The organism is Hymenobacter coalescens, assembly GCF_054783195.1.
The window spans coordinates 1-22,512 of record NZ_BAAGRA010000018.1 but is presented as its reverse complement, the minus strand read 5'-3'; the positions used below and the strand labels follow the sequence as shown (position 1 = coordinate 22,512).

Annotated in this window: 16 protein-coding genes and 1 pseudogene; 13 read left to right on the top strand and 4 right to left on the bottom strand. The window is 53.8% G+C overall.

Features of this window, described 5'->3' with window-relative positions:
• Positions 1–213: 213 nt before the first annotated feature.
• The 10 genes from ACYVKQ_RS16135 to ACYVKQ_RS16090 all read left to right on the top strand — a co-directional run bounded on the left by ACYVKQ_RS16135 (position 214) and on the right by ACYVKQ_RS16090 (position 9,736).
• The gene (locus ACYVKQ_RS16135; protein ID WP_460676392.1) at positions 214–1,152 is read left to right on the top strand and encodes a D-2-hydroxyacid dehydrogenase; all 939 of its coding nucleotides are present in this window, start codon (positions 214–216) and stop codon (positions 1,150–1,152) included.
• A 220-nt stretch (positions 1,153–1,372) separates the two neighbouring features.
• A complete protein-coding gene (locus ACYVKQ_RS16130; RefSeq protein WP_460676391.1) occupies positions 1,373–2,554 on the top strand; it encodes a glycosyltransferase family protein in 1,182 nt (393 codons plus the stop codon).
• Between the two features lie 129 nt (positions 2,555–2,683).
• A complete protein-coding gene (locus ACYVKQ_RS16125; RefSeq protein WP_460676390.1) occupies positions 2,684–3,280 on the top strand; it encodes a polysaccharide deacetylase family protein in 597 nt (198 codons plus the stop codon).
• A 1-nt stretch (position 3,281) separates the two neighbouring features.
• Positions 3,282–4,046: a radical SAM/SPASM domain-containing protein gene (locus ACYVKQ_RS16120; RefSeq protein ID WP_460676389.1), complete on the top strand. Its 765-nt coding sequence runs from the start codon at positions 3,282–3,284 to the stop codon at positions 4,044–4,046.
• Between the two features lie 13 nt (positions 4,047–4,059).
• Positions 4,060–4,947, top strand: a complete 888-nt coding sequence (locus ACYVKQ_RS16115) for a class I SAM-dependent methyltransferase (protein ID WP_460676388.1) — start codon at positions 4,060–4,062, stop codon at positions 4,945–4,947.
• A 243-nt stretch (positions 4,948–5,190) separates the two neighbouring features.
• Positions 5,191–6,048: a TauD/TfdA dioxygenase family protein gene (locus ACYVKQ_RS16110; RefSeq protein WP_460676387.1), complete on the top strand. Its 858-nt coding sequence runs from the start codon at positions 5,191–5,193 to the stop codon at positions 6,046–6,048.
• 119 nt (positions 6,049–6,167) lie between these two features.
• The gene (locus tag ACYVKQ_RS16105; protein ID WP_460676386.1) at positions 6,168–7,712 is read left to right on the top strand and encodes a Gfo/Idh/MocA family oxidoreductase; all 1,545 of its coding nucleotides are present in this window, start codon (positions 6,168–6,170) and stop codon (positions 7,710–7,712) included.
• 84 nt (positions 7,713–7,796) lie between these two features.
• Positions 7,797–8,849: a GIY-YIG nuclease family protein gene (locus tag ACYVKQ_RS16100; protein WP_460676385.1), complete on the top strand. Its 1,053-nt coding sequence runs from the start codon at positions 7,797–7,799 to the stop codon at positions 8,847–8,849.
• Between the two features lie 4 nt (positions 8,850–8,853).
• Entirely contained in the window at positions 8,854–9,141 is a 288-nt protein-coding gene (locus ACYVKQ_RS16095) for a hypothetical protein (protein WP_460676384.1), read from the top strand.
• Positions 9,142–9,157: 16 nt separating this feature from the next.
• Positions 9,158–9,736 (top strand): uracil-DNA glycosylase family protein, encoded by a 579-nt coding sequence (locus tag ACYVKQ_RS16090; RefSeq protein ID WP_460676383.1) that lies wholly within the window; start codon positions 9,158–9,160, stop codon positions 9,734–9,736.
• Between the two features lie 96 nt (positions 9,737–9,832).
• On the opposite strand, the gene ACYVKQ_RS16085 is transcribed toward ACYVKQ_RS16090, so the two are convergent.
• The 4 genes from ACYVKQ_RS16085 to ACYVKQ_RS16070 all read right to left on the bottom strand — a co-directional run bounded on the left by ACYVKQ_RS16085 (position 9,833) and on the right by ACYVKQ_RS16070 (position 17,227).
• Positions 9,833–10,894, bottom strand: a complete 1,062-nt coding sequence (locus ACYVKQ_RS16085) for an HNH endonuclease (protein ID WP_460676382.1) — start codon at positions 10,892–10,894, stop codon at positions 9,833–9,835.
• 43 nt (positions 10,895–10,937) lie between these two features.
• Entirely contained in the window at positions 10,938–12,887 is a 1,950-nt protein-coding gene (locus tag ACYVKQ_RS16080) for an ADP-ribosylglycohydrolase family protein (RefSeq protein ID WP_460676381.1), read from the bottom strand.
• A gap of 67 nt (positions 12,888–12,954) precedes the next feature.
• Positions 12,955–15,354 (bottom strand): GmrSD restriction endonuclease domain-containing protein, encoded by a 2,400-nt coding sequence (locus tag ACYVKQ_RS16075; RefSeq protein WP_460676380.1) that lies wholly within the window; start codon positions 15,352–15,354, stop codon positions 12,955–12,957.
• Between the two features lies 1 nt (position 15,355).
• On the bottom strand, positions 15,356–17,227 hold the full coding sequence (locus ACYVKQ_RS16070) for a DUF262 domain-containing protein (RefSeq protein ID WP_460676379.1): 1,872 nt from the start codon (positions 17,225–17,227) through the stop codon (positions 15,356–15,358).
• A gap of 462 nt (positions 17,228–17,689) precedes the next feature.
• Here ACYVKQ_RS16070 and ACYVKQ_RS16065 point away from each other — a divergent pair, with 462 nt between their 5' ends.
• The 3 genes and pseudogenes from ACYVKQ_RS16065 to ACYVKQ_RS16055 all read left to right on the top strand — a co-directional run.
• Complete coding sequence (locus ACYVKQ_RS16065; RefSeq protein WP_460676378.1) at positions 17,690–18,697, top strand: site-specific integrase; 1,008 nt, start codon at positions 17,690–17,692, stop codon at positions 18,695–18,697.
• Between the two features lie 239 nt (positions 18,698–18,936).
• Positions 18,937–21,912: an NB-ARC domain-containing protein gene (locus ACYVKQ_RS16060; protein ID WP_460676377.1), complete on the top strand. Its 2,976-nt coding sequence runs from the start codon at positions 18,937–18,939 to the stop codon at positions 21,910–21,912.
• A 377-nt stretch (positions 21,913–22,289) separates the two neighbouring features.
• A pseudogene (locus tag ACYVKQ_RS16055) lies at positions 22,290–22,512 on the top strand (hypothetical protein); the annotation flags it as partial.

Genomic DNA, 22,512 nt, shown 5'->3' with positions numbered 1-22,512 from the left:
AAAAATCGCCCTTTTTGCGCTAGTAAGGCTCTTTGACCAAATTTGGCGCGGGAGTGCTGAGCCCTTGGTGAGCCCTTTAGGAATCCAGAATCGTGTGTTGCATGAATACCCCAATTTTCCGGATTTCTGCATCTAGCGTTCCGAACCCCTTTCACAAGGATAAGGACCATCCTTTAAACCTAAAATACACGCTGCTCACGTAGCGGCCTTAGCATGCAGCTTTTTGTCTTTTCGCCCCTTAGCTCCACAGCCAGAACATATCTTCAGCTCAATCTCGGCCCTGAAGTAGTAGTCACGTTTAGGCAGGACTTGTCCCCTGAACAACACCTATCGGCGTTTAGGAACGCCGAAGTGCTTATGGGGAATCCGCCACCAGCCTGGTTTGAGGCAGGACAACCATCGCTTCTGCGCTTCTGGCAAATCGATTCTGCTGGTTTTGAGCAGTATCGCCACCTGCGCATGTCGCTACCAGTGGCCAATATGGGCGACTACTTTGCTTGGCCCTGTGCTGAAACAGTAGTAGGCGGCTTGCTCAGCATATATCGCCACTTGTCTGAATTAGCCGTACTGCAGTCTCGAAAAGCGTGGATGAATGGAACCTATATCCGCAGCCGGACGGGGCTACTGCGCGGCAAACGCGTAGTGGTTCTAGGTGCTGGTGCCATTGGTTCGGCTGTACGGCAACAACTTACAGGCTTCGAGTGCCAAGTGCAGCTCTTGGCCCGCACCCACCCCGACGCTCAATTGCATTCTAAGGAAGACTTGCTAGCTGTGTTGCCCGACACCGACATTGTCGTCAATTGCCTGCCAGGCAGTGCCGAGGGCTTCTTCTCTGCCGATCTAGTAGCGGCCATGCGGCCGGGCAGCATTTACGCAAGCGTGGGACGCGGCAATACTACCGACGAGTCAACTTTAGTGCGCATGCTACAATCGGGCTACCTTGGCGGGGCAGTGCTCGACGTGACGGCTATTGAGCCTTTACCCAGTGATAGCCCTCTTTGGGCTCTTCCTAATGTGCTACTTACTCAGCACACTGGCGGCGGCCAGCAACAGGAAGATGAGGGCAAAGTGGATATGCTTTTACGGAACATGGACTTGCTCCATGCGGGAAAGGCACTAGACAATCTGGTGGAGTTAAGCCGGGGGTATTGATAGTTGTAAACCTTGCATAACAAGGCGGCGCATAGCTTTCATTTCATCTACCACCGTCGGGCTACTTTCGATACCGGGTATAGTATAGCTTATCCTGCCACATCCTGGCAAAGACCATAACTTCGCTATAACCACCTCATTTGCCTTTTCTCTTTATCAGGAGTCTTCCTACGCTCATCACTATCCTTGGTAACCGGGCAGATTCTAGCAAATCAGCATCATGAGCCGAATCAAAATACGCCCGAAGGTCCTCATCCATTGCCAGTACGTGTATGGCGTAGGGCACTATGTCCGCACAATAGAGCTGGCTCGGGGCCTCAGTTCACAGTTCGAAGTATTCGTGCTCAACGGGGGGGAAATGGTGCCAAATTTCGACGTGCCGTCATCGGTAACTGTCATACAGTTGCCAGCCATCTACAAAGAGGAAACAGAAGCCTTCCTGACTCCAGTAGACCGCTCGCAGACGCTGGATGAGTGCTTCGCGCTCCGCAGCATAATCATTAATCAGGCGGTTGAAGAAATCAAGCCAGCCATTCTGATTACTGAGCATTTTCCCTTTGGATTGCTCTTCGAGGGCGAAGTCATTGAGCTGATCAACAAGGTCAAGCTCGCCAGACCAACCGCTAAAACTGTATGTAGCGTGCGTGATATCATCGAGTCGAGTGCGGGGGGAGCTCGGGATGCACACACGTGCGACTTGCTTAACCACAATTATGACATGGTTCTGGTGCACGGAGACGAGCGTTTCGCCGCGTTATCAACAAGTTTCCCCCGGGCCCACGAAATCAAAGTTCCTATTGTCCACACTGGCTACATCGCAAGGAGCGTCTCAACAACCAGCCAAAGCGGCAGCCGCCCCATTGTACTGGCTTCGGTTGCAGGCGGCCGTTTAGGTAATGAACTACTGGATGCTCTGATTGATAGCTACCCGATAACCAATGAACTGGTAGGGCACAAGCTCATCCTGTTCTCAGGCGCTTTTCAAAAAGACCTAAAGGCGCAACAGGACAAGCTAAATCAGACCCAATTGGATGGCATAGAGCTTCAGCCGTTCAATAGCCGAAAATATCTTGAGTGCTTTTCAACAGCATCGCTGATAATTTCGCTTGGCGGCTATAATTCACTGATCGAATCCATATCAGCGAGTAAGCCCCTTCTCATCTACAATCGTGACTTTGCTGGATCCAACAAGGAACAGCACCTAAGAATAAAGCTATTTGAAAGCAGTGGCCACCTAGAAATCATAACACCAGCGGACCTGACCCCAAACAAGCTATCAAACCTTATAAGCCGCAAGCTCAACAGTTTGCCGGTTCCTGCATGCTCGTTGAACATGCAGGGCGCTGAAGCCTCATGCGAGAGCCTAGCAAGACTATTAAGCGACTCGTTAATACCGGTTTAAGTGAACGAGAACCACAACCCTAGCCCTCCTCACAGCATTAACCTTCTGCTGTATCACCAGGTTGGCGACACTCCCCATGCGAACACTAATCTGGACTGTTTCTGCAGAACGGCACACTTTTACTCCCAAATGGAGTTTTTAAGTAATTCCAGTTATCAAGTCATCTCTTTAAGCAAGGCAACCGAACTCATCAGCAACCAGAGCCCTCCAGATGCTGATTATGTGGTACTTACTTTCGATGACGGATGCGAGCGGTTTTATGATATAACCTTCCCCATACTGGAAAGCTTCGGCTTCCCCTCAGCAATCTACCCAGTGGCCAACTACTTGGGCAGGCGTGCTACATGGGGGAATGTCATGACGCGTGAACTCAGAATCCTTTCTAAAAGCCAGCTAATTGAACTGGCTGGACTCCGGGTTGAGATTGGAGCGCACACCATGGACCATGTTAAATTGACATCGGTCAGTAAGAATGATGCCACTGCCCAGGTGCTTGAAAGCAAGAAGATGTTAGAGCAGCTGATAGGGCGAGAGATTCGCTCCTTCGCTTATCCACACGGCGCCTACACGCGGGAAACCATTGATATTGTGAAAGAAGCTGGTTTTAGCAATGCCCTGACCTGCGTAGCTCGTGCGGCTGGAGCTGCCGAATCCATGTTTGAAATACCCCGCAAGTACATAACCTACTACGACGATTTGAAAGCCTTCAAACAAAAGCTTCTTTGAGATGAGCAACCCTCCGTATCCGCTGTTTGAAAAGATTTCAATCGAATGCAACTCCTTCTGCAATAGGAATTGCTCATTCTGTACCCGGTCGACCGAGAGCCGTGAGAAAGCGCGGATGCCGGAAGCATTGGTGCACAAGGTACTGTATGAACTTGCCGACATAAAGTACCAGGGACTGATCTCATTCCATTTTTATAATGAAGTATTTACAGACAAACGCATCTTCTCGTTCTTTGATAAATGCAAAGAACTGGAGCTGAACAACTACTTATTCACTAACGGCGATTACTTAACCCGGGAAACTGTTGAGAAGCTAAGCACCTACAATATCAAAGAGTTTACTTTATCCATTTATGACTGGAAGACCGACGAGGAATTTCAAGAGAAATGTGATGCTTTCGAAGAAGAGCTCAAGCTAAAGAATTACCCGTGGAATTTCTACATTGTCAAAGGCGGAGAAAACTTCGGAAACAGGGCGGGATATGTTCAACATAAAGTGGAAGAACTACCCCTGCCTATTACAGCGGGATGCTCCAAGATCGAGAAAAAGGTCGAAGTCCGGTACGATGGCTCGGTCGTTATGTGTTGCCTAGACTATCATGCAATTCATAAGATTGGTGACATTCGGCACGAAAACATAATTGATATATGGTATGGCAGCATACGGCAGAAACAAATCGCTGACTTGCGCAAAGGCTTGAGAAAGTGCTATAAACTATGCTCTAAATGTTCTGACTACATACAGGAGGTTGCAGTAGATGTTTAGCCAAAAGCCTCCGATGAAGCGTTTAAAAGTATTAGTTGATAGCCTAAAAAGGGCGTTTAACGCACCGTCGCCAAGCTTAACCACCGGGGACAGAGATGACGCCTTATTACGTGTTGAGAGAAAATTAGACTTACTTTCTCAGCAGTTGATTCAACTAAGCCTTGAACCGTTGGCCAACCAGACTGATGAGCCTGCAGAAGACCAAGGCAGCAAATTAGCGCCTAGTATAATCCCTGTTATTGAGCAAAAACTTGAGAATCAATTTCTCCAGCTTGAATCCCTGTTTTCGATATACAATAGACTGCCTAACTTAAAACTTCTGCCGCCAACCCGAGGGTGGGCTGGGTCGCCTGACTTCCTTGCAAAAATTGTGGAGGTAATTCTCAAGCAAAAACCGGCTTTCGTTCTGGAAGCAAGCAGTGGGGTGTCAACAGTAGTAATTGCCCTGGCATTAAAGCTAAATAACTATGGCAAAGTAGTTTCGTTGGACCACGAAGCCCATTACGCTGACAAAACAAGAGAAACTGTTAAAGTAAATGAGGCAGAGTCCACCTCGACTGTTAAGCACTGCTCACTTAAAGAATATACCATAGGTGAGCAAAGCTGGAAATGGTACGACATTGAGGGTGTAGATTTAACAAGGAAGATAGACATCCTCATAATCGACGGCCCACCACGCACCACGCAGTTCTTAGCTCGGTACCCGGCAGTCCCTTTGCTACATGAGTGCTTTGCGGATAAGGCACTGGTTCTACTAGATGATGCCAACAGGAGCGATGAAGTCATCATAGTAGAAAAATGGAAAGCGTTTTTAGAGGCCAGCAACTATAAAGTTGACGTCCTTACGTTTAGCCAGTTCGAGAAAGGGATGGTCATCTTGGAGGTATGCAGAGTAGCGTAGGAGTCACCCTACCCACTGCCTATGACCGAAACGAATACAATTGGTCGTGTGAAGCCTGGATATGTGGCCAGAACCACTGAAGTCCTGATTTCCGAAGAGACTACCACCAATCCTGGTTACCTTCCTGCTTAGAATCGGGAAGATTGACAGAACTGAACCGGAGAGCTACCCTCTATCAGGCTTTGTATCACCCATTTGGACAAAGGTTCAACTACGAATTCCGTCTCAACCCCACCATTAAGAATGACCACGCTCTCCTTTTCAGTAAACAATAATGGTGTAGGCGTCACAGTCCACGAAGTCAACGTAGCCACTGGTATCTCTGCAGCTCAAGTGGTACAAATCCAGGACCTACTCAGCCGTCACCGGGTCGTGGTCATTCCAAATCAGAGTCTTACTGACGAGCACCTACAGGATTTCGCTTTCAAATTTGGTCCGCCTTTCGTCCCGGATGACAATTCTCCTGTGCTAGGGAGCAAGGATTCGGCAGGCTCCATCGTGGTGGTGGGCAACCAAGCACACGAATTCGCAAAGTCCTATCTGGGACATCAGGAAGTCCTGCCGCATTCAGACCACCAATGGCTTCGTTGCCCTTCATCCGCTTCCATGTTATACGCACTGGATATTGAAGAAGGCTCTCCACCAACCATCTGGACAGATATGGTGAAAGCGTACAGCTTGCTTGATACCGATATGAAGCGTGTCATCAATGAGTTGCAACTAACCACCTTCAATCCCTTTTACAGGCCATTCGGCTCGGTTAGTGCAAAATATGTTAACCGTCACGAGGATGTTCCGCCGGGTGAAACATTCCCGCACCCGCTCGTTCGGACCCACCCAATAAATCGCGAAAAGGTACTATACCTAAATCTGGCCTACGAGATGGAGATTGCAGGTATGCCCTACGAGGAGGGGAAGCGGATTTGGTCACTGCTGTGTGAACATGTCGGGCAGCTGAGCTTCCGGTATGAGCACCATTGGAAGAAAGGCGATTTGGTTTTCTGGGATAACCGGGCAACGATTCACTACCGCCCATCTTTCAATTCGAACGTAAGGCGGGTTCTCAAACGGGTCACAATTGGTGGAGAAATCCCCTTTTAGCCCAATAGGCGAAGGCTGCTGCATACACTATACTGGATAATACAGTCTCCTATCAGCTTCTTTTGATAAGTAACGAATGAGTAGCGCAACAAATTCTTGCGCTGGAACATCAGATTAACATGAGTGAAGGTTACACGAAGGCTCGTATCATCTTGGTTGGATGTGGCCCGCATGCAAGGCGGGTTTATCTGCCCGCATTGCGTCAGCTTCGGCACATAGAATTGAGCTTAATTATTGACCTGGAAAGTCAGGAAGCCACCGTTAGGAGTGCTACCCACGGTATTCCTGATATAGAACTCCGCTTCGTCAGGCCATTCACAGACAGTATTCCGGAGGATGTGGCGCAAATGCTTTCAACCTTCGTAGCCGAAAGGGGGATTACGGGGGTGATAATTGCTACGGAACCCCTTGTACATAAAGCATACGCCGAGTGGGCACTGGGCAATCAATTGAGCATCCTCATTGACAAACCCATTACAACCCAAGCGGATGCAACTACTAGCATAGCCAGCGCAGAAGGCATTCTCGACGACTACACATTTCTACTGGAGAAGTACAATGAACTTCAGCTTAGAAAGGAGACCGTCTTTATGGTTAATTCACAAAGGCGGTTTCACAAAGGGTTTCAGTTTGTGCAGGATAAAATACGCGAAGTCGCGCAAGCAACAAATTGCCCGGTAACATTCATTCAAGCGTACCACTGTGATGGGCAATGGCGTTTACCCAATGAAATTGTCAAGCAAGAGTACCACCCTTACTGCTTCGGATACGGGAAGGTATCGCACAGCGGCTATCACATTTTAGACACAGTTTATCAGCTATACAAAGCCTCCGAAACACGTGATAAGCTAGCAGACACGATGGAAGTCGTTAGCTCATTTGTTCAACCCAATGGGTTTTTCAACCAGCTGACAGAGGATGATTACCTGAAAATATTTGGCAAAGAGTACGAGAAAGTGAATCAGTGGTCTGATGACCAGCTCAAACAGCTTTGCAATGATTTTGGCGAAATCGACGCGTCAGCTATTATCACTTTAAAAAAGAACGAGGCAGCGATTGCTAATTTCAATATAAACCTTCTGCACAATGGATTTGCGGGCCGCACCTGGGTTCAGCCAGGCCATGATTTGTACAAGGGAAACGGCCGGATAAAGCACGAGAGCTATCACATTCAACAAGGCCCTTTCCAAAACATACAGATTCATGCCTATCAGGCCTCTGACAAGCATGATGAGCACAAAGGGCCGGAAGATTATCTAGGAGGCAAAAATCACTTTGACATCTATGTTTTCAGAAACCCCTTTGTAGCTGAAGCAGTCAGTCAGCCTCAGGTTTACAAGCTAAGCGACATCACGGCGACCATCGACCAGGCGGCTGACTCCATGATTACGATGGAGCGGGTCAAGTACCAGGTTGTGGCAGAGTTTGCAGCCTATCTCACAGGACGCCTCGTTAAAGCCGCGGTTCAATCTCAGATTGACGATCATCTCGTCCCCGTGCAGATGATGAGTGGGATGTATTCTTCCCACATTCGTAGACAGAACAATCAGTCCAACGTGGTTAAATGTGCCTTCGGACTAGAAGAGGTTGTATGGGGTGGTATAGCTCCCACGAACAGTGAGTTGAGAGAGGTGCTGGGCGATGGCAGGATTGCCATCGTCTAACTGAATTTTCGGGATATCTTGGATTTGCACCGTCCCGCTTCCCAATGCTTATTGGGCAGGACTTTTACCCACGCCCTTATACCAATGCAATCCGAAGAAACAGAGGCCGACGAGTTAGAGGCGCTGCTCAATGTGTACCGTCGCCGCTACCCACACGCGGAAGATCCTATGAGCAACCTGTTTGGGTTTGGCCCCAGCGGCTTGCTCGCGCTGCTGCGCGAGGCTCAGGGCCGCGAAATTGTATTTAGCTACCCCGGCCTGGAAGAAGGCGTATTGGACGGATGCGCCTATCATTTTAAGGAGGCGCCGCGGCCGGTGCTCTCGCTGCAGGAGCTGCTCTACCACCGGGGGCTGCCGCCGCAGGCCCGCACCAAGCTCGTCCGGCACCGGGACACCAGCGGGGCACTGGACGTGCACGAAGCGTACCGGAACCGGCACGCGGACTTCCTGGACTACCAGCGGCAGCAGAGCCACCCCATCTTCCACAAGTGCGACTACGTGGTCGCCTGTTTGGGCGAGTCCGCCTCCCAGGCCCGGTTCGTTGGGGTATACCGCGTGCTGGGCGTCGAGCGCGAGACCGACGAGCACTACTACTACCAGCTAACCGAAGTGTCCGGCTTCGAGGAGCTGAAGGAGCGGGTGCTCATCGACTGGGGCAAAGCTGCACTGAGTTGGCACCAGTGGCTACGGCCCGACACCCCAAAGGTGGTGCTGGAAATCCAGCCCAAGCCGTTTAGCCGGCCCTTCACCGATTACCTCGGCTTCACCCTCTCGTTTGCGGAGCTGCAGGAGCTGGTCGATAGCCAATCGCCGCGGGACGACTGGCGCCGCATGCTGTCAACCGTCGCCGGCATTTACCTAATTCTAGACTCGTCTACCGGGCAGCAATACATTGGCTCGGCGTACGGCGAAGGCGGCGTCTGGCAGCGCTGGAGCGTCTACGCCAAAACAAACGGCCACGGCAACAACGTGGCGCTGCGCAGCTTGCTGGCCACTGCGCCGGACCACGCCCGTCACTTTCAGTTTACGCTGCTGATGACCCTGCCCAAGTCCATGACGGACCAGGAAGTGTGGCAGCACGAAAAGCTGTTCAAGCGCAAGCTGGGCTCCCGGGCGTTCGGCCTTAACCTCAACTGACCCTATGAAGGCTCCTAAAATCGTAACCCACGCGGGTCTGACCCTCGACTTAAGCCAGGTGAAATGCTTAAAGCTCTCGCCTTTCACGAGCAGCGAGAACGAGAGCGGTCAGCTGGTGGTGGAATACCGCACCCGCACGGATTATGTGTGGCACCCGGGTACCCAGCAATGGGAGTCGTTGCCAATCGCCGAGGTCATCCGCTACGACTTCCCTAGCTACGAATCGGCCCAAGCATACGTGCGCGAGTGGGAAGCCCTGTGGCAAGACTATTTAGACGAGCACGCCCACTGAATTATCACCCCATCCCATGGCCGATTCCGCCCCGCTGGAGCAACACCCGTTTCCGCCTTTTATGCCGGCGCAGGCCCGCTACTTGCTCATCGGCACCTTCCCGGGCCGGCAGCTGACGCAAAAGCCGGCGGCCGAGCGCACGCCCGAAGACTGGTACTACGGCACGCACAAGCGCAGCCTGTGGCACATTCTGGAACAGGTGTACCAGCTCCGTGAGCAGGCGCTGCCCACCGTCGCGGACCGGCAGCGCCTGCTCACGGAGCTGGGCCTGGGCTGCACCGATGTGGTGCTATCGGCCCGGCGCAAGCAGGTCAGCAACCGGGACGCCGACCTGACCGATGTAACGTTCCAGGTCCGGGAGCTGGCCCGGCTGCTGCAGTTCTCCCTGCAAAGGCTTTACTTCACCAGTAAGCTGGCCCAGCAGTGGTTTAACAGCCTGGCCGGCGAGCTAGCGCAGCACGACGTTTCAGCCGCGCAGCTGACCGTTCCGCAGCACGTACTGCCTTCCCCATCGCCCGAATACATCCGGTTCAAATTCGATACAGTTGAAGGGCGCCTCGCCGCCTACCGGCAGTTGCTGCCGGTACTGGGCTAGAACCCGAAACCAGTTGGCGACGGGCTGCTGGGGCTTGCTCAGCAGCACCCGCCCGAGCTGCACGCAAACAAGCACCGCTGGCTCTGACGGGCAGCTTCACAGCTTGATTTTTGGTATCTCCAGCCTACGCCCGTCGATTTCAAAAGAGAAGTGGGTTGCCGTCTGTTGGGTCAGACGCACGTTGCCGTAATGCAACTGGCGGTGGTGGTTGGCGCACACCGTGATGAGGTTGGCTACCCCCAAAGAGCCTACTGCCCGTTGCGCCACAGGCTCGACGTGATGGGTTTCGACGTAAGGAGTACCGTCCGGCTTGGTAAAGCCCACGGGGTTCATCCCCAATGCCTCACAAATCAAGCACTTGTACTGCGTCAACGCCTTCACCTTGCTGGCAATGGCTCCGCGCTCAATGAAGGACGAAACGCGTTCCTTCAGCTGGGGGCGTAGCTGCTGCATCTTCTTTTCCAGCCGGGCGACCGACTCCAAGCTGTCCGCGTCCTGGCTGCCCAAGATATCCCGAAACGCCTCCGTGTCAATGACCTCGGTGACGTAGCTCAGGTCGTTGGGGAATTTCTTCAGCAGCTGGGCGAGCTTAGCGTTATTGGGGTTTTGCCGGGCGGCCAGCAACAGGATGTTGAAGACGTTGTCTGAATCCAGGTAATTGAACCCCTGCTGGGAAATCAGCTTGCCCTTCGGCAGCAGCCTCTCCCGCACCACGCGCTCGTTGTCAATGACCACCGGCTGCTCGAAATAAATGATGTCGTCCACGTGCGAGCGGACGTTGCCGGCGTCGTACTTCTCGTAGACCGGGTGCTCCGCCGTACGCTCAAACCATCCCAGCTCGGGAAATCCGTACAGCCCCACAATGCACTTGCGGTTCTGCTGCTGGTAGTCCGAGCTGAGAAAAAACACCGCACATACATTTTTGGCCTTTTCGACGTCTGGCAAGCGGCGCAGCATTGGTGTATATCCAATGTAGAACCCGTCAGCCTCGGCCGGGTACCGCTCATGCCCGAAGTTGATGCTTTCGTGCGTGTGCTGGTTTTCTTTGACGAAGTCGTACTTCGATCGTTTCAGGTCTGCCGCCGTTGGGTCGTCATGCCAGTTGTTGCTGTTCCAGGCGATGGAAGCCAGGATGCCGTAATTTTCAATGAACTCCATGGTTGGGGGTGGGCGTAGAGGTATTAAGAGAGGATGCGTTTGCTTAGTATCCGGGATAGCGCTCCCACCACTCGTGGTCCAGCGTCAACGAGTCGCCCTTGACACGGGTAAACAAGTCATCGGCCAGCGCGAGGGTCAGCCCGGCCAGGTCGTGCCTGCTGCGCCACGCCGCCGGCCAGGCTGACTCGCCCAGCTGCGCCCCGAGCAGGGCTCCCGTCAGCGCCGCCATGGTTCGCCCACCGGCTTGGGCCGCTGTTGCCAGGGCGGTTTCCGGGGCCTCCCGGAAGTGCAGCGCGTGGTAGAGCGCCCCCATCAGCGTCGCCGGCGCGGTGCGCGCCTGCATGTGCCGGTGGTAGTCGTCCGCGAGCAAGTGGGTCGGTTTTTCGTGCAGCTGCAGGGCCATGCGCACGGCGTGTCGGCACTGGTCACCGGCTTCTGAATCGGGCGGCAGGAGGTGCCAGGCTACCTGAGCCGCTTCCACCAGCGGGAGACCCCGCACGAGCAGGGCCACCGTGGCGGCCACCCAGCCGGCCGCTGCCTGGGCCACGGCATGCCCGTGGGTATAGGCCGTTACCGCTCTCGCCTGCTCCAGGGCATACGGCGCGGAGTAGAAGTGAAACAGACCAAACGGCACCACGCGCACCAGCGGGTCCGCGCCCATGCTGGTATTCACCGCAGGCTGCGGAGGGTGAGCCGGCGAGGTAGTCAGCGCCTGCCAGGTCGTGGGCGCCGGCTTGCGGGAGTGGTGCAGCGCCGGTTGCCGGCTGAGCCAGCCCGAAGGCCATTCCTCGGCCTTGTGCCACCCCGGCCGGTCGATGCCCTGCGTGCTGAGCCAGCGCAGCCAGCTTTCCCAGACGATCTGTGGCCCGGCCCCGCCGATGCCTTTTTGCATGGCGCGATGCTCGGCCCGAAGCAGCCCTTCCGCCGTGAACAGCATAAGCTGCGTCACTGCCGTAGCCTGCACTGGAATCTGGGTGGGGGCGCTTTGCGCGGCCAGTGCATCGCCGTAGGTAGCGCCGAGCAGGCTCCCGCGGTAGCGGTCCCGCCGGTCCAGAGGCCGGATCGGCTCTGTGACGTCGCCCCATGTCTGAAACAATACCCGCCCATAGTAGGAGTGTGCGTTGTGCTGAGGCAATTCTGTGGGCAGGGCATGTACGCCGGGCCGGTCAACGGCCCAGGTCACGCAGTGCAGCAGCCCGCCTTGGGGAGCCAACTCGTTTGCCAGCAGGGGCACCACTTGGCATCCGGGAAACAATAGCTCGGTCTGGTACACCGCCGCCTCGTCGGCAGGCAGCCCGAACACTGGCAGCAGCACCAAGGGCCCCACCCGCACGAAGTTGATGTAGGCGCCCATTGCCGAGGTAGCACTTTCTTCCTGGGGAAAGTAGGGAAACGGGATGACCGTCAGGCCGGCGTTCTGCAATACGCTGGTTACCTGCTGCCCCAGGGTGGCTTCTTTGCCCTGGTAGTCGTTAACGAGCACCGTTCGCTCGTTCAGGGCGTACACCATGCCGTCGGCATGGCCTGTGAAGTCGCGCGGATCGGCGGGAATAATAATCAGTTCGGCCCGCAACTCCTCGCTGAGCTGCCGGCGCACCTGGTCCGCCGGAATGCTGGGGTTTTCGGCAAACACCCGGTCAGTGACGATAACCTTTTGTCCCACCCGGACCACGTTGCCGCCGTCGAGGCGCAGCGTACTGGTAGCAGCCGCCGGCAGGGGCAGCGTCGCCATGATCGGAACGGCATCGGTTCGCTTGTCGGCGTACTTCTTGTACTTCAAGTACGATGGATCATAGCGAAACTGCACGAATTCCGTTCGGCTCACCTGAACCGGCATATAATCGACCGCCCAGATATCCTTGGTCAGCGGCAACAGGTGATACGGAATCTCATGCTCGTCCAAAGCGGCTGCCAACGCCCGCCACAGCACAGGGGCAACGGTCGGCAGCAACTCGGAAAAGCACACCAAACTAGCAGTAAACACCTGACTCATAAACACACGGGTGTTTGATAAAAGAACGCGCAGCCAGCCGCCCAGACCAGCATGATGGGAAAATGGATTAAACTGCTTCCACGCTCGCGGGCATCACGATGCGAGCTTGCAGAAATTCTCCATCAATAATTTCCTGCTGGATAGTCTGCACCAACGCTATGACCTGCTGCTCACTGGTTACCGTGGCATAGGGGTAGTTTTTTCGCACCAGCCAGTAGTCATCCTGCTCAGCGTCGGTGACCAGCTCGTTGACTTCGAGCGCTGAGGCACCCGAGCGCACCACCCCGATACGTAATGTGTGCCAGGGGTCAAACTGCGCCGTCACGGTCCACTGGCCGTCTGGCCGGTGGAGGGTCAGCCAATCGCCCCAGAAGCAAGTACTGTTTCCGCAACGCTGCTCCGTGGTGAAGCCCAATAGCTCGATGAGGTCGTTCGCTATTTGGTTGCGATGGGTATCCAGCATCACCCGCGTGTGCTCGCGCCCGAAATACCGGTAAGCATAGATGTGGTCCTGCTTCCATTTAAGCCCCGTTGCACCGATGTACCCATCCTGCATCCATCGTTGCAAGTCGGCCGACTGGTAAAGGTGTTCGTGCACCAAGCGCACCTGCTGCACCAGATGTGATGCAGGGGCTTTAAGTCTGGAGGGCTGCTTTACCAAGGCTGGAAGCATCTGTCCCATGATTTCCTCGGTTGCCAGTTCTGTAAGCTGCCCGACAAAAGCGCGCACGACGTCATTTCTCCTGAGCAACAGCCGCCAGTTGTCTTCGCTATCCTCCAGGTTCAGCTTTTGCAGCCAGTCCCAGTCAGGCGCCTGGCTGATAACGGCCCGCAGCAGCAGGTGTTCTTCACCTAGGTTTTGCTGCGCCCCCCTGGCCGAAAACAAGCTGCTCGCTACAGCAGCACGGCGTTGAAATTCCGGCAGGGACGGCGCATCCAATAGCAGGAACCCAACATTGCCCCGAAAAAGCCCGTGCTTTTCACTGGCCACCAGCGCGTCTTCCCAGGCCTCATCGGCTAAGATCAGGCGGGCTTTCTGCCGCTCCTCCGACAGCTGCCTGCTGACAAAGGAGCCTTCCGGTTGAGCAATGACCGCGCACTCGTCGGAAGCTAAGAAAGAGTAAATGCTGGGGGATCCCACGCCCAGCTTGGCCACCACCCGCATGACGGAAATCATGGCTTCGGCGCTACGCACGTCGGGGTCAATGCTGAGATTCCAGACCACGCGCAGCCAACGCCGCAACGCCACCTCGTCAAAGCCGGGCCTGTCCAGGTATAGCATCAGGGCCAGAAAGAGAATGCGTTGCCGTTGGCTAATCGGGCGCGCCAGCACGTGCCAGTCGGTCGCCTGCTCTCCCCAGGTAGCCGCAACGGCCGCATGAATCGCGGCGTGATGCGCGACCAGGCCATCCAGCAGTCGTTCAGCCGCGGCAATGGTGCCCGGCTTGGCGAACAAGGGTTGGTACTGCGAAAAACCGGTGTACTCCGCACGCTCCTGCCCTTTGTCCAGGTCAGTCAACGGTTCTGCCAGCCTGGCGGTCGCTTCTGGCTCTACCAGGTAGCGCGCCGCCAAAAAGCGGTTCCAGAAGCGCAGGTAGGCTGCGTCGAGCATAGTGCTCCTGAAGCCCAGCCCCCAGAACAGATCGGTCCAACTCGTATCAAGCTTGGTAGCGAATGCCAGGTGGTAAGGCATTTGCTGGCCATTTAACATGGTCGGCTGCTCAAACTCGGCGCGGGAGGAGTTGTCTTCGGCACCCAGCCAGTTTAGCAAATCCGCTTTAAAATTCTCAAAGCCTGTGAGCTGTTTGCCCCGCGCATTCATCTTGATGTACAGCTCATCCGACAGGCCGAAGCCATCAAGGGGTAGGACGTAGAACTTCAAGCCAGCCAGCGCGGGGAACAGGGTGGTTACGCCGCAGGCCCGGTACTTTTTCCAAATGGCATCGAGCATACCCAGCATGGCCTGGACGGTGGGATCCTGCTCGTAGCTGCGGTAAAACCAAGCCAGGTTGCGGATGGCGGAACTGGGCTCGGCTGCGGGTTCCAGCACGACGGCCGTGAGGTTTTCGCAAAAGTCGCGGGCCGTGCTGCGGGTTGCGTAGCTGAACCGGCGAAGGCGTGCTTGCTGGTCATTTCGTTCGTCGCCGGTCAGCTCGCAGTTGCCGATGTACCAATGCAGCAAAAACAGCGTCGTCAGCCGCTGCTGTCCGTCGAGAGGCACGAAATACGATTGGTCATCCAGCTTCTGTACCGAGCCATAAACAAAATCCAGCGTGAGCGGGCGACCGCCGAGCAGTGCGTCGAACAGCGCTGTCAGGAAACGGTTACGCACGGCTGCTTCCGACTTGCGCCCCTGGGCATAGTCGCGCTGAATCATGGGTACCTGCACGCCGGCAAAACGGATGGTTGATTGCTCCGCCAATGCTATCTCGCCGGCCAGCAGTTGCTCTAAGTTGTATTTTTCCATCTCAGTTGAGCGGCTTGGCGGGTAAGAAATCAGCCAGGGCGCCTGCTATTCGGTCGCTATGTGCCCGGATATCCGCCACCCCCCAACTGGTTCTGGCAACTCCTTGCAAGTCGAAGTATTTTAAAAACACGTTTTTAGTACAAGGCGGGATGAATTGTCCAGCAGTGTCATTCTCAATGATTCGTCGGCGCTTAGTAACGAAGAGCGCGTTGCCGTATGAGCGGTTCGTGCGCGCATCGAGCAGGGTGAGGTTCCCAATGCCGTTCTTTGTTTGGGTGTCATTCTCGGCTTCGCCGGCGAGCTCCACGACGGCCTGGTAGATATCCTGAAAGTCTTCCCGCTGCTCGTGCTTTGCGACCTCGAATGTTTGGATGCGTTGCAGCAGTATGGGAGTGGCCTTCAATTGGGGCAGGTCGTGCTGCGCGGCCGCCAACCACTTGAGTTGGTCCTCCGCATTGGTCAAGGGCCTTTCCGATGAAGAGTCGATATGCTCGATGTCCCACATCTCCTGCTTGAATACCTTGAATGGAAACCGGGTGAATCCGAGCGAGGAATTGCGCTGGCGAATCACTTCCTGCAGGTTAAAGAGCAGCAGCACCCGGTGCACCAGTTCCCGGTTCCGGTCGTTGTAGGGCAGTTGCAGCGAGTATGCTCCGGCAGCGTCACGCTCCCACTGCAAACGCCCCGTTGATGTATCAGCCAGCCTAGCCGCGATGCGGGCTTTCAGCGCTGCCGTGATAGCACTTCTGGTCGCTTCGTGGTAAAGCATCACCAAGTCTTCAATCCGCTCCCCGCAATAAATCAGAAAGCCCACGTAGTGGTACCACTCCGGGTCCTGGTACCACTCCAACAACTGGTTGAAGCGCATCTTGACAGCGGCCCACTGCTGCTGCACGAAGCGGGACGCGTCAGCCCCGGTAGCGCGCCGGTAGTAAAAGCGAAACGTGGCGTAGTCATCGGAACCGATTTGCGCAGCCGGGTCGGTCGTGCCCCGGTCCTCCAATTGGTTGATGAGGTCAAAAATGAATTCGATGCGGGCGCTGGCGTTGTTCGCTCCCTTGTTCAAGAACCACCACAAGTCGTCGTTCTGCAGCGTGTTCTCTATCCGGTCCCACTCCGCGGCAATCTCCAGCTGGCGCAGCCGCCCCAACTCGCCCCCATCGGCGCCAAAGTTTCTGGTTTGCAGAAACAATGCTTTGATCAGCTCCGCATTCGTCAAGGGTATCTTCCCCAGGTTGATGCGCGTGAAGCTGTCAATTGCATTTTCAGTTGCCGCGAGCTCATACCAGATCACCTGCACGATTCCCTCGGCCCGGTGCTGTTTGCTGGTCCCCACGAGGGTCCGAAGAACTGATTCCCTAACAAACCCAGGCTCGTCCTTTTCCTCAAACCACTCCCGAATGTGCGTGTAAGTCTGGGCGATGTAGTAATGGTCTATGCATTCCTCGTTCCCTTCCTCTATGTTTTCCAAAAATGAATTGGTGGTCGCCCGGGTCTCGTAGTGCAGGTTGAATAGCTCACGCTTGTATTCGCTTCTGAAGGATGCCCCCCGCAGATGCACCCGGATGAGGTAGAGAAAGAGAATCTTCAGCGTCGTCAATCGCTGCTGCCCGTCTACAACTTCCCAGCACGGTTCAGCAGGAATCGACTCGCCCGTTGGAGACGCGCCGGCGGCTCGTGGCCGCACCACCACCGGCTGCAGGCAATAAAACTCCCCCTGTTTCTTGTTCGGCTTCTCGGCAAAGCTCGCGATGTCATTCAACAGGTCGACCACTTGTTGTTTGTCCCACCGATACCCGCGCTGGTACGCCGGGATGAAGAAGTCCTTGCCCAGCAGTTCGCCGATGGCAGAAAGTCGTACTGCGCTCTTCATCTACTACTAGTCGTTGGATTCACTCATGATGCGGTCGTAGTCCTCCGAGCCGTAGAGCTTCCGAAGCTCGGCCTCGGTGCCGAAATAACTGTCCGGCTCCGGCAAGTGTAGATTGATCAAGTCCCGGTCGAGTTCCTTGTCTGTGATGTTGTGGGAAGTAACCGTTGGCTCTTCTTCGGGGTTGGGCGTCGGGCACATATAATAAGGAGTGACGGAGGATCAGCCGCAAAAGATTCTGGGGCTGTAGGGCGTGCAATCTACACGGCCAGCCGGATACCTGCACTACGACCCGCAACCACCCCATCACGAAAGTTTAGGCATCATAAGTGTTAATTATGATATCCAAATTACTTGCGGTAGCCTGCCAAACTTAGGATCCATAACAGTTCATTATCGGACCTAAGTTTATTGTATATTTGGCTAGCGTTTGCAATCCCACAGTTTGCAATTGCAAACTCATAAATGGCACAAAAGGGAAAAAAGAATCTGCCGGCGGTCACCGCTGACTTGCCGGCCCTGGCGCTGGCCAACGACCTGGCTGGACAAGTAGCACCCAACGTTGGTCGCTACCTGACCATGGGTCTGGAAGGCGCCGAGAATACCCGCTTGGCGTATTCGGCCGACTTGCGCAGCTACGAAGCCTTCTGCGCTGCGCACGACTTTACAACCTGGCCAGCTGACGTGGCTACGCTGGCCAGCTACGTCGCCCATCTGGCCGACATCCCACGCAAGCTGGCCACCATCAACCGGCACCTAGCCGCTATCGAGAAAAACCACCAGTTGCTGGGGCTGCCCTCGGCCGTGAGCGCGCCGGCGCTGGACGTGCTGCGCAAAGGCGTGGCCCGGGCCGTGGGCAAAAAGCAGAAACAGGCCCCGGCTTTTTCGGTGGCGCACCTGAAAAAATGCATCAGCGAGCTTGACTTAACCCGGCCCGAAGGCGTACGCGCGCGCGCACTCCTATTAATAGGCTTCACCGGCGCCTTCCGCCGCTCCGAGCTGGTGGCTTTGAATCTGGAAGACGTCGAATTAACGGACGCGGCCCTCATCCTAACGCTGCCCAAAAGCAAAACCAACCAAACGGGCGAGCTGGAACAGAAAGCCGTGTTTTACGCTTCCAACCCACTGTTTTGTCCCATCCGCGCCTACAAAGCTTGGGTGGAGTTACTGGGCGGCCGCACCGAGGGCCCCGTGTTTGTCTCGCTCGCGAGGGGCAAAACCGGGGAAGCGGGCACGCCATCGCGCCGGCGGCTGTCGGACCGCAGGGTAAACCTGTTGGTAAAAGAGCACCTGGGCGAGAAGTACTCTGCGCACTCGCTACGCGCATCCTTCATCACCACGGCCAAGCTCAACGGCCAATCCAACGAATTCATTAAGAACCAGACCAAGCAGAAAACGGATGCCATGATTAGCCGCTATTCCCGGCTCGAAGACATCATCGCCTACAATGCGGCGCATTCGCTGGGTTTGTAACTTGGCGCACCTCTTATATAAGGTATGGAAAACCTGCTTCAGCCCCGGCACCCACTTAGTAAGTACCACAGTCGCAGCTGAAGTTCCTAGCTGCGCTCCTCGAAGAGCAGCATCTGCAGGGCGGATACTGGGCGTTACATCGTGATGTCGGCTAGTTATAGCCAGCGCTCCTCAACGTCCTAGCTGGTTGCAGAAAGCAGCTACAAGACTATTAGCACCGATTCTGTTAGGCTGACCATATGAGTACCATGAATAATGATGAGCGATTGCTTGATTTGTCAGCAGCAGCCTATTTCCTCCGGATCACGCCTGAACTACTCGCTGCATATGTCAGGAATGCTCCCAAGAAAGGACATAACAGGCGGTTAGTTACCGTGGAGAAAAATGGCCAGACATTGTTCCGTCGAGGCGATTTAGAAGCCTTTGATGCTTATTTAAGAGAACCTTGGTCCGTTAGCGCGCACCCGCGGCCAGGGATTCCAGACTACATTGTTCAATACCTCGGCGTAGAGTGCGGCGGAAAATGCGCACGATGCGGGGAGGGCTTTAAGCTTGAAACAGCTCACATAGAGCCGTATGCAACGAGCTTATCTCATCACCACCATAATCTGATCCGCCTCTGTTCGCAGTGTCACTCAGAGTTTGATGATAAACGTATTCTTCCTCCGGATGAAATCCGTGCGCTGAAGGACAAACTGATTGAGCAGCTCCAGGAACGGTCAGCACGAAGGCCGCAAACGTGGCCAACGGCTGGTTCCTTTATTCCCACACCGTCTCCCACTTTTATTGGCCGCGATTCAGAGGTAAGCAGCCTGGTGGATGCAATTAAACATAAACGCATATTGTGTATTCAGGGGCCTGCGGGAATTGGTAAAACCCAATTAGCCCTTAACGCCTTGGGTCAGTTTCAAAAAAGCACTGCCTCTAAAGTCGTGTGGCTTGAAATAGAAACGATTACAACAATATCCGATCTTGAACTGCGTCTATGGTCAGCTCTAACCTCGCATGGAATACAGCCAACGTCAGCTCTAACAGAGGTGATGGATGAAGCGGTTGGGCTGATGGTCCTTGATGGCGTAGAAGCTGTTGCACCTGCACTTCTAGAAGAAATTGAGGACTTCTTCTCACATCTGATTTCACGAACGCGCTTAACAAAGTTCCTTTTTACTTCGCAAGTCGAGCTTCTCAGTATAGAGCCAGATTTTATCATTAGCCTTCAACCATTAAGCGAAACCTCAAGTGCTGATTTACTAAAAGCCCTTATTAGCGCCCATCCGCACAACTTCAATGATGATGCAAACGCCATTCTCAGACTTCTGGCTTTCTCGGATGGTCATCCCCTTACCATCAAGATAATTGAAGGTTTACTCCGCTTTTTTAAGTCAGCGCGGGTAGTAGGAGACCGAATAGAGAAATACGGGGCGGCAGCCTTAATTAATCCAACTCGTAAGCATCAAACCAAGGCGACATCATTGGAAGTATGTCTCGCTGTCGCATATGAGGCACTTTGTCAGGAAGAACGTAACGTCCTATTCCTGGTTTCTCATTGCCCAGCCGGATGCCTCGCAGTTATGCTCGAGCGCCCCCATGCGTATGGGTTAAGGGACAGCCAAGCCGCCACAGCCGGGCTATCAAGGTGGAATTTGATATACTTTGATTCTGATTGGGCGCCTGGGCAACGTCTGCACGCTTTATCACCGATCCGCGCTTATATACAACAGCAGTACAAAGATGATGTGGACACTGCGAACGCCTTATTTTTAGAACTGGCAAATGACCTTGCCATTCAATCAGTTATTATAGAAGACACTTATAATCAGCGAGGTGATGTACGAACAGGCTTTATACGATTCAATCAAGAATTTTTAAACTTTAGTTACATATTCGATGAATCAGCTAAACGATCAAAGGTTAATCCCGAATTTCTACAACCGATAGTTGCAATATCATCCGCTGTCCAGACTTTCTGTTTCTTAAGTGGACTTACAGGGCGAGGCATCGAAATCATGCGGGTAGGTGCCGCAGCGGCTGTACAATCGGGTAATCCCTTTCTTGCTTCTGAAATATTACTGCAACTGATTAGCCTCGCAATGCATGGTAGGCACAATGACCAAGTCCGGCAAGTCGTGTCGCAGATCACGCATCTTGCCAATGGCTCGACCGACGTAGGTATACTAGGCAATGCCGCAATGGCGCGTGGGCTGTTGGCCAAGCACGAAGAACATCTCCAAGAAGCCGAACAACACTACATAGAAGCTATCTCATATTTTGAGCAACCACGGCCTGCCCGGACACGCAATTCCACTGAAAAGGAGAAACACGGAACTCATGGGAATGAACGAATGCTCGCGCTGTCACTTATGGACTTGGCTTTCACATACGAAAAAACACTTCGGCAGACAGATGCATTAGAAATATATCAAAGAGCGCTTTCCCTGATGTTCAAGACAAAAGATAACGTCAACTATGGCTCTGTCTTAAATCAAATGGGAAACTGCTACTTGGATTTGGGTGAGCACGAGAAAGCCTATGAAGCCTACACTGAGGCCTCTATTCGCTTCTACGATATACAGGCTTCAATTCACATCGGAACCAGCTTAGGTGAGTTAGGCTACCTCCTGCTCGACTACATTCCGAATGAGCCGGTTGAAAGCATATTATCTTCAGAATTACTCGAAAGTGGCCTTATCGATGTCGGAGAAGAGTGTGCCCGTGTCTTTCATATAGAGGTTAACCCATTACCTGCTGCAGAATGTATTCGTTTAATAAGAAAAGTGGTTGGCATATCGATCCTCGTCAGCTTTACTCCATATAGCAATCTTCTTGAGGCATTCAGTGAGCAGTTAAGGGAAGACATGGTTAAACCACTATTAGACCAGTACTCAAACGGTAAAAGGGACAAGGCGAACGATGGCCTGCCTCTCATGCACCTAGATATTATGAGTTCCTTAATTTATAATATATGGTATTCATGTGAATTATCATTTGATAACCAGAAGGTAACAATTGCAGATATTGAGCTGTATGTTGAGCTTTGTTATCGTCAAGGTTACCCAGTATGGCAGATGTTTCGCCTTTATGATTGGGTTACTGCGCATCTGAGCCATAGACACAAGATTAAAGGTCTTACGGCATCACTACTTCAGGAAGCAATTGAGAATCACTTTGAAACAGGCACGCCATTTTCGTTACCGATGTACCCCGCAAACCAATAAACTTATTTGGTCATAGTGCCTAGCGAAGCCGTTAGCAGACGGCTAAATGAAGTCAGAACTAGAGGGCTGTTGCTTACTTGCTTCACGACGCACCCATGGCTAACGCAAAAGGGTAGGGCAACTGACCTCATCGGCTCTCCAGCCCACATGCTCTTCACACTGCTAGGGGCGTTGGGCTTCACAGTGCATGTAGCCAATTTAAACCCAGAGCGACATTACACATGACATGTAAGCCTCATCAGCCGGCCTGTGCGGTGTAGAGTGGTACTATGCGCTGGCTATTATCTGGAGTAAGGGTCGAGTAGTAGGGTTTTGTTCTAAAATGGGTCGGTGAACACCATATGATATGCATCATTTAATAATTATAACTGAATAGCATGCAACAGTTACCCCAAAGCGACACTGTGAACATAGCTGCTTTGTCAGCCGTCTTTGCCGATACGACTAATTCCTACAAATTCTATTGGCTGCTGGCCATCCTTGACTGCTTGCGCGATACGGGTAACCCGCGCATGTCCATGCGGGACCTCTCCATGCGGCATTGCTACAGCAGCATAGATAAGGTGCCGTTCTTCTTGGCGCGCAGCAGCAAGACGGCCT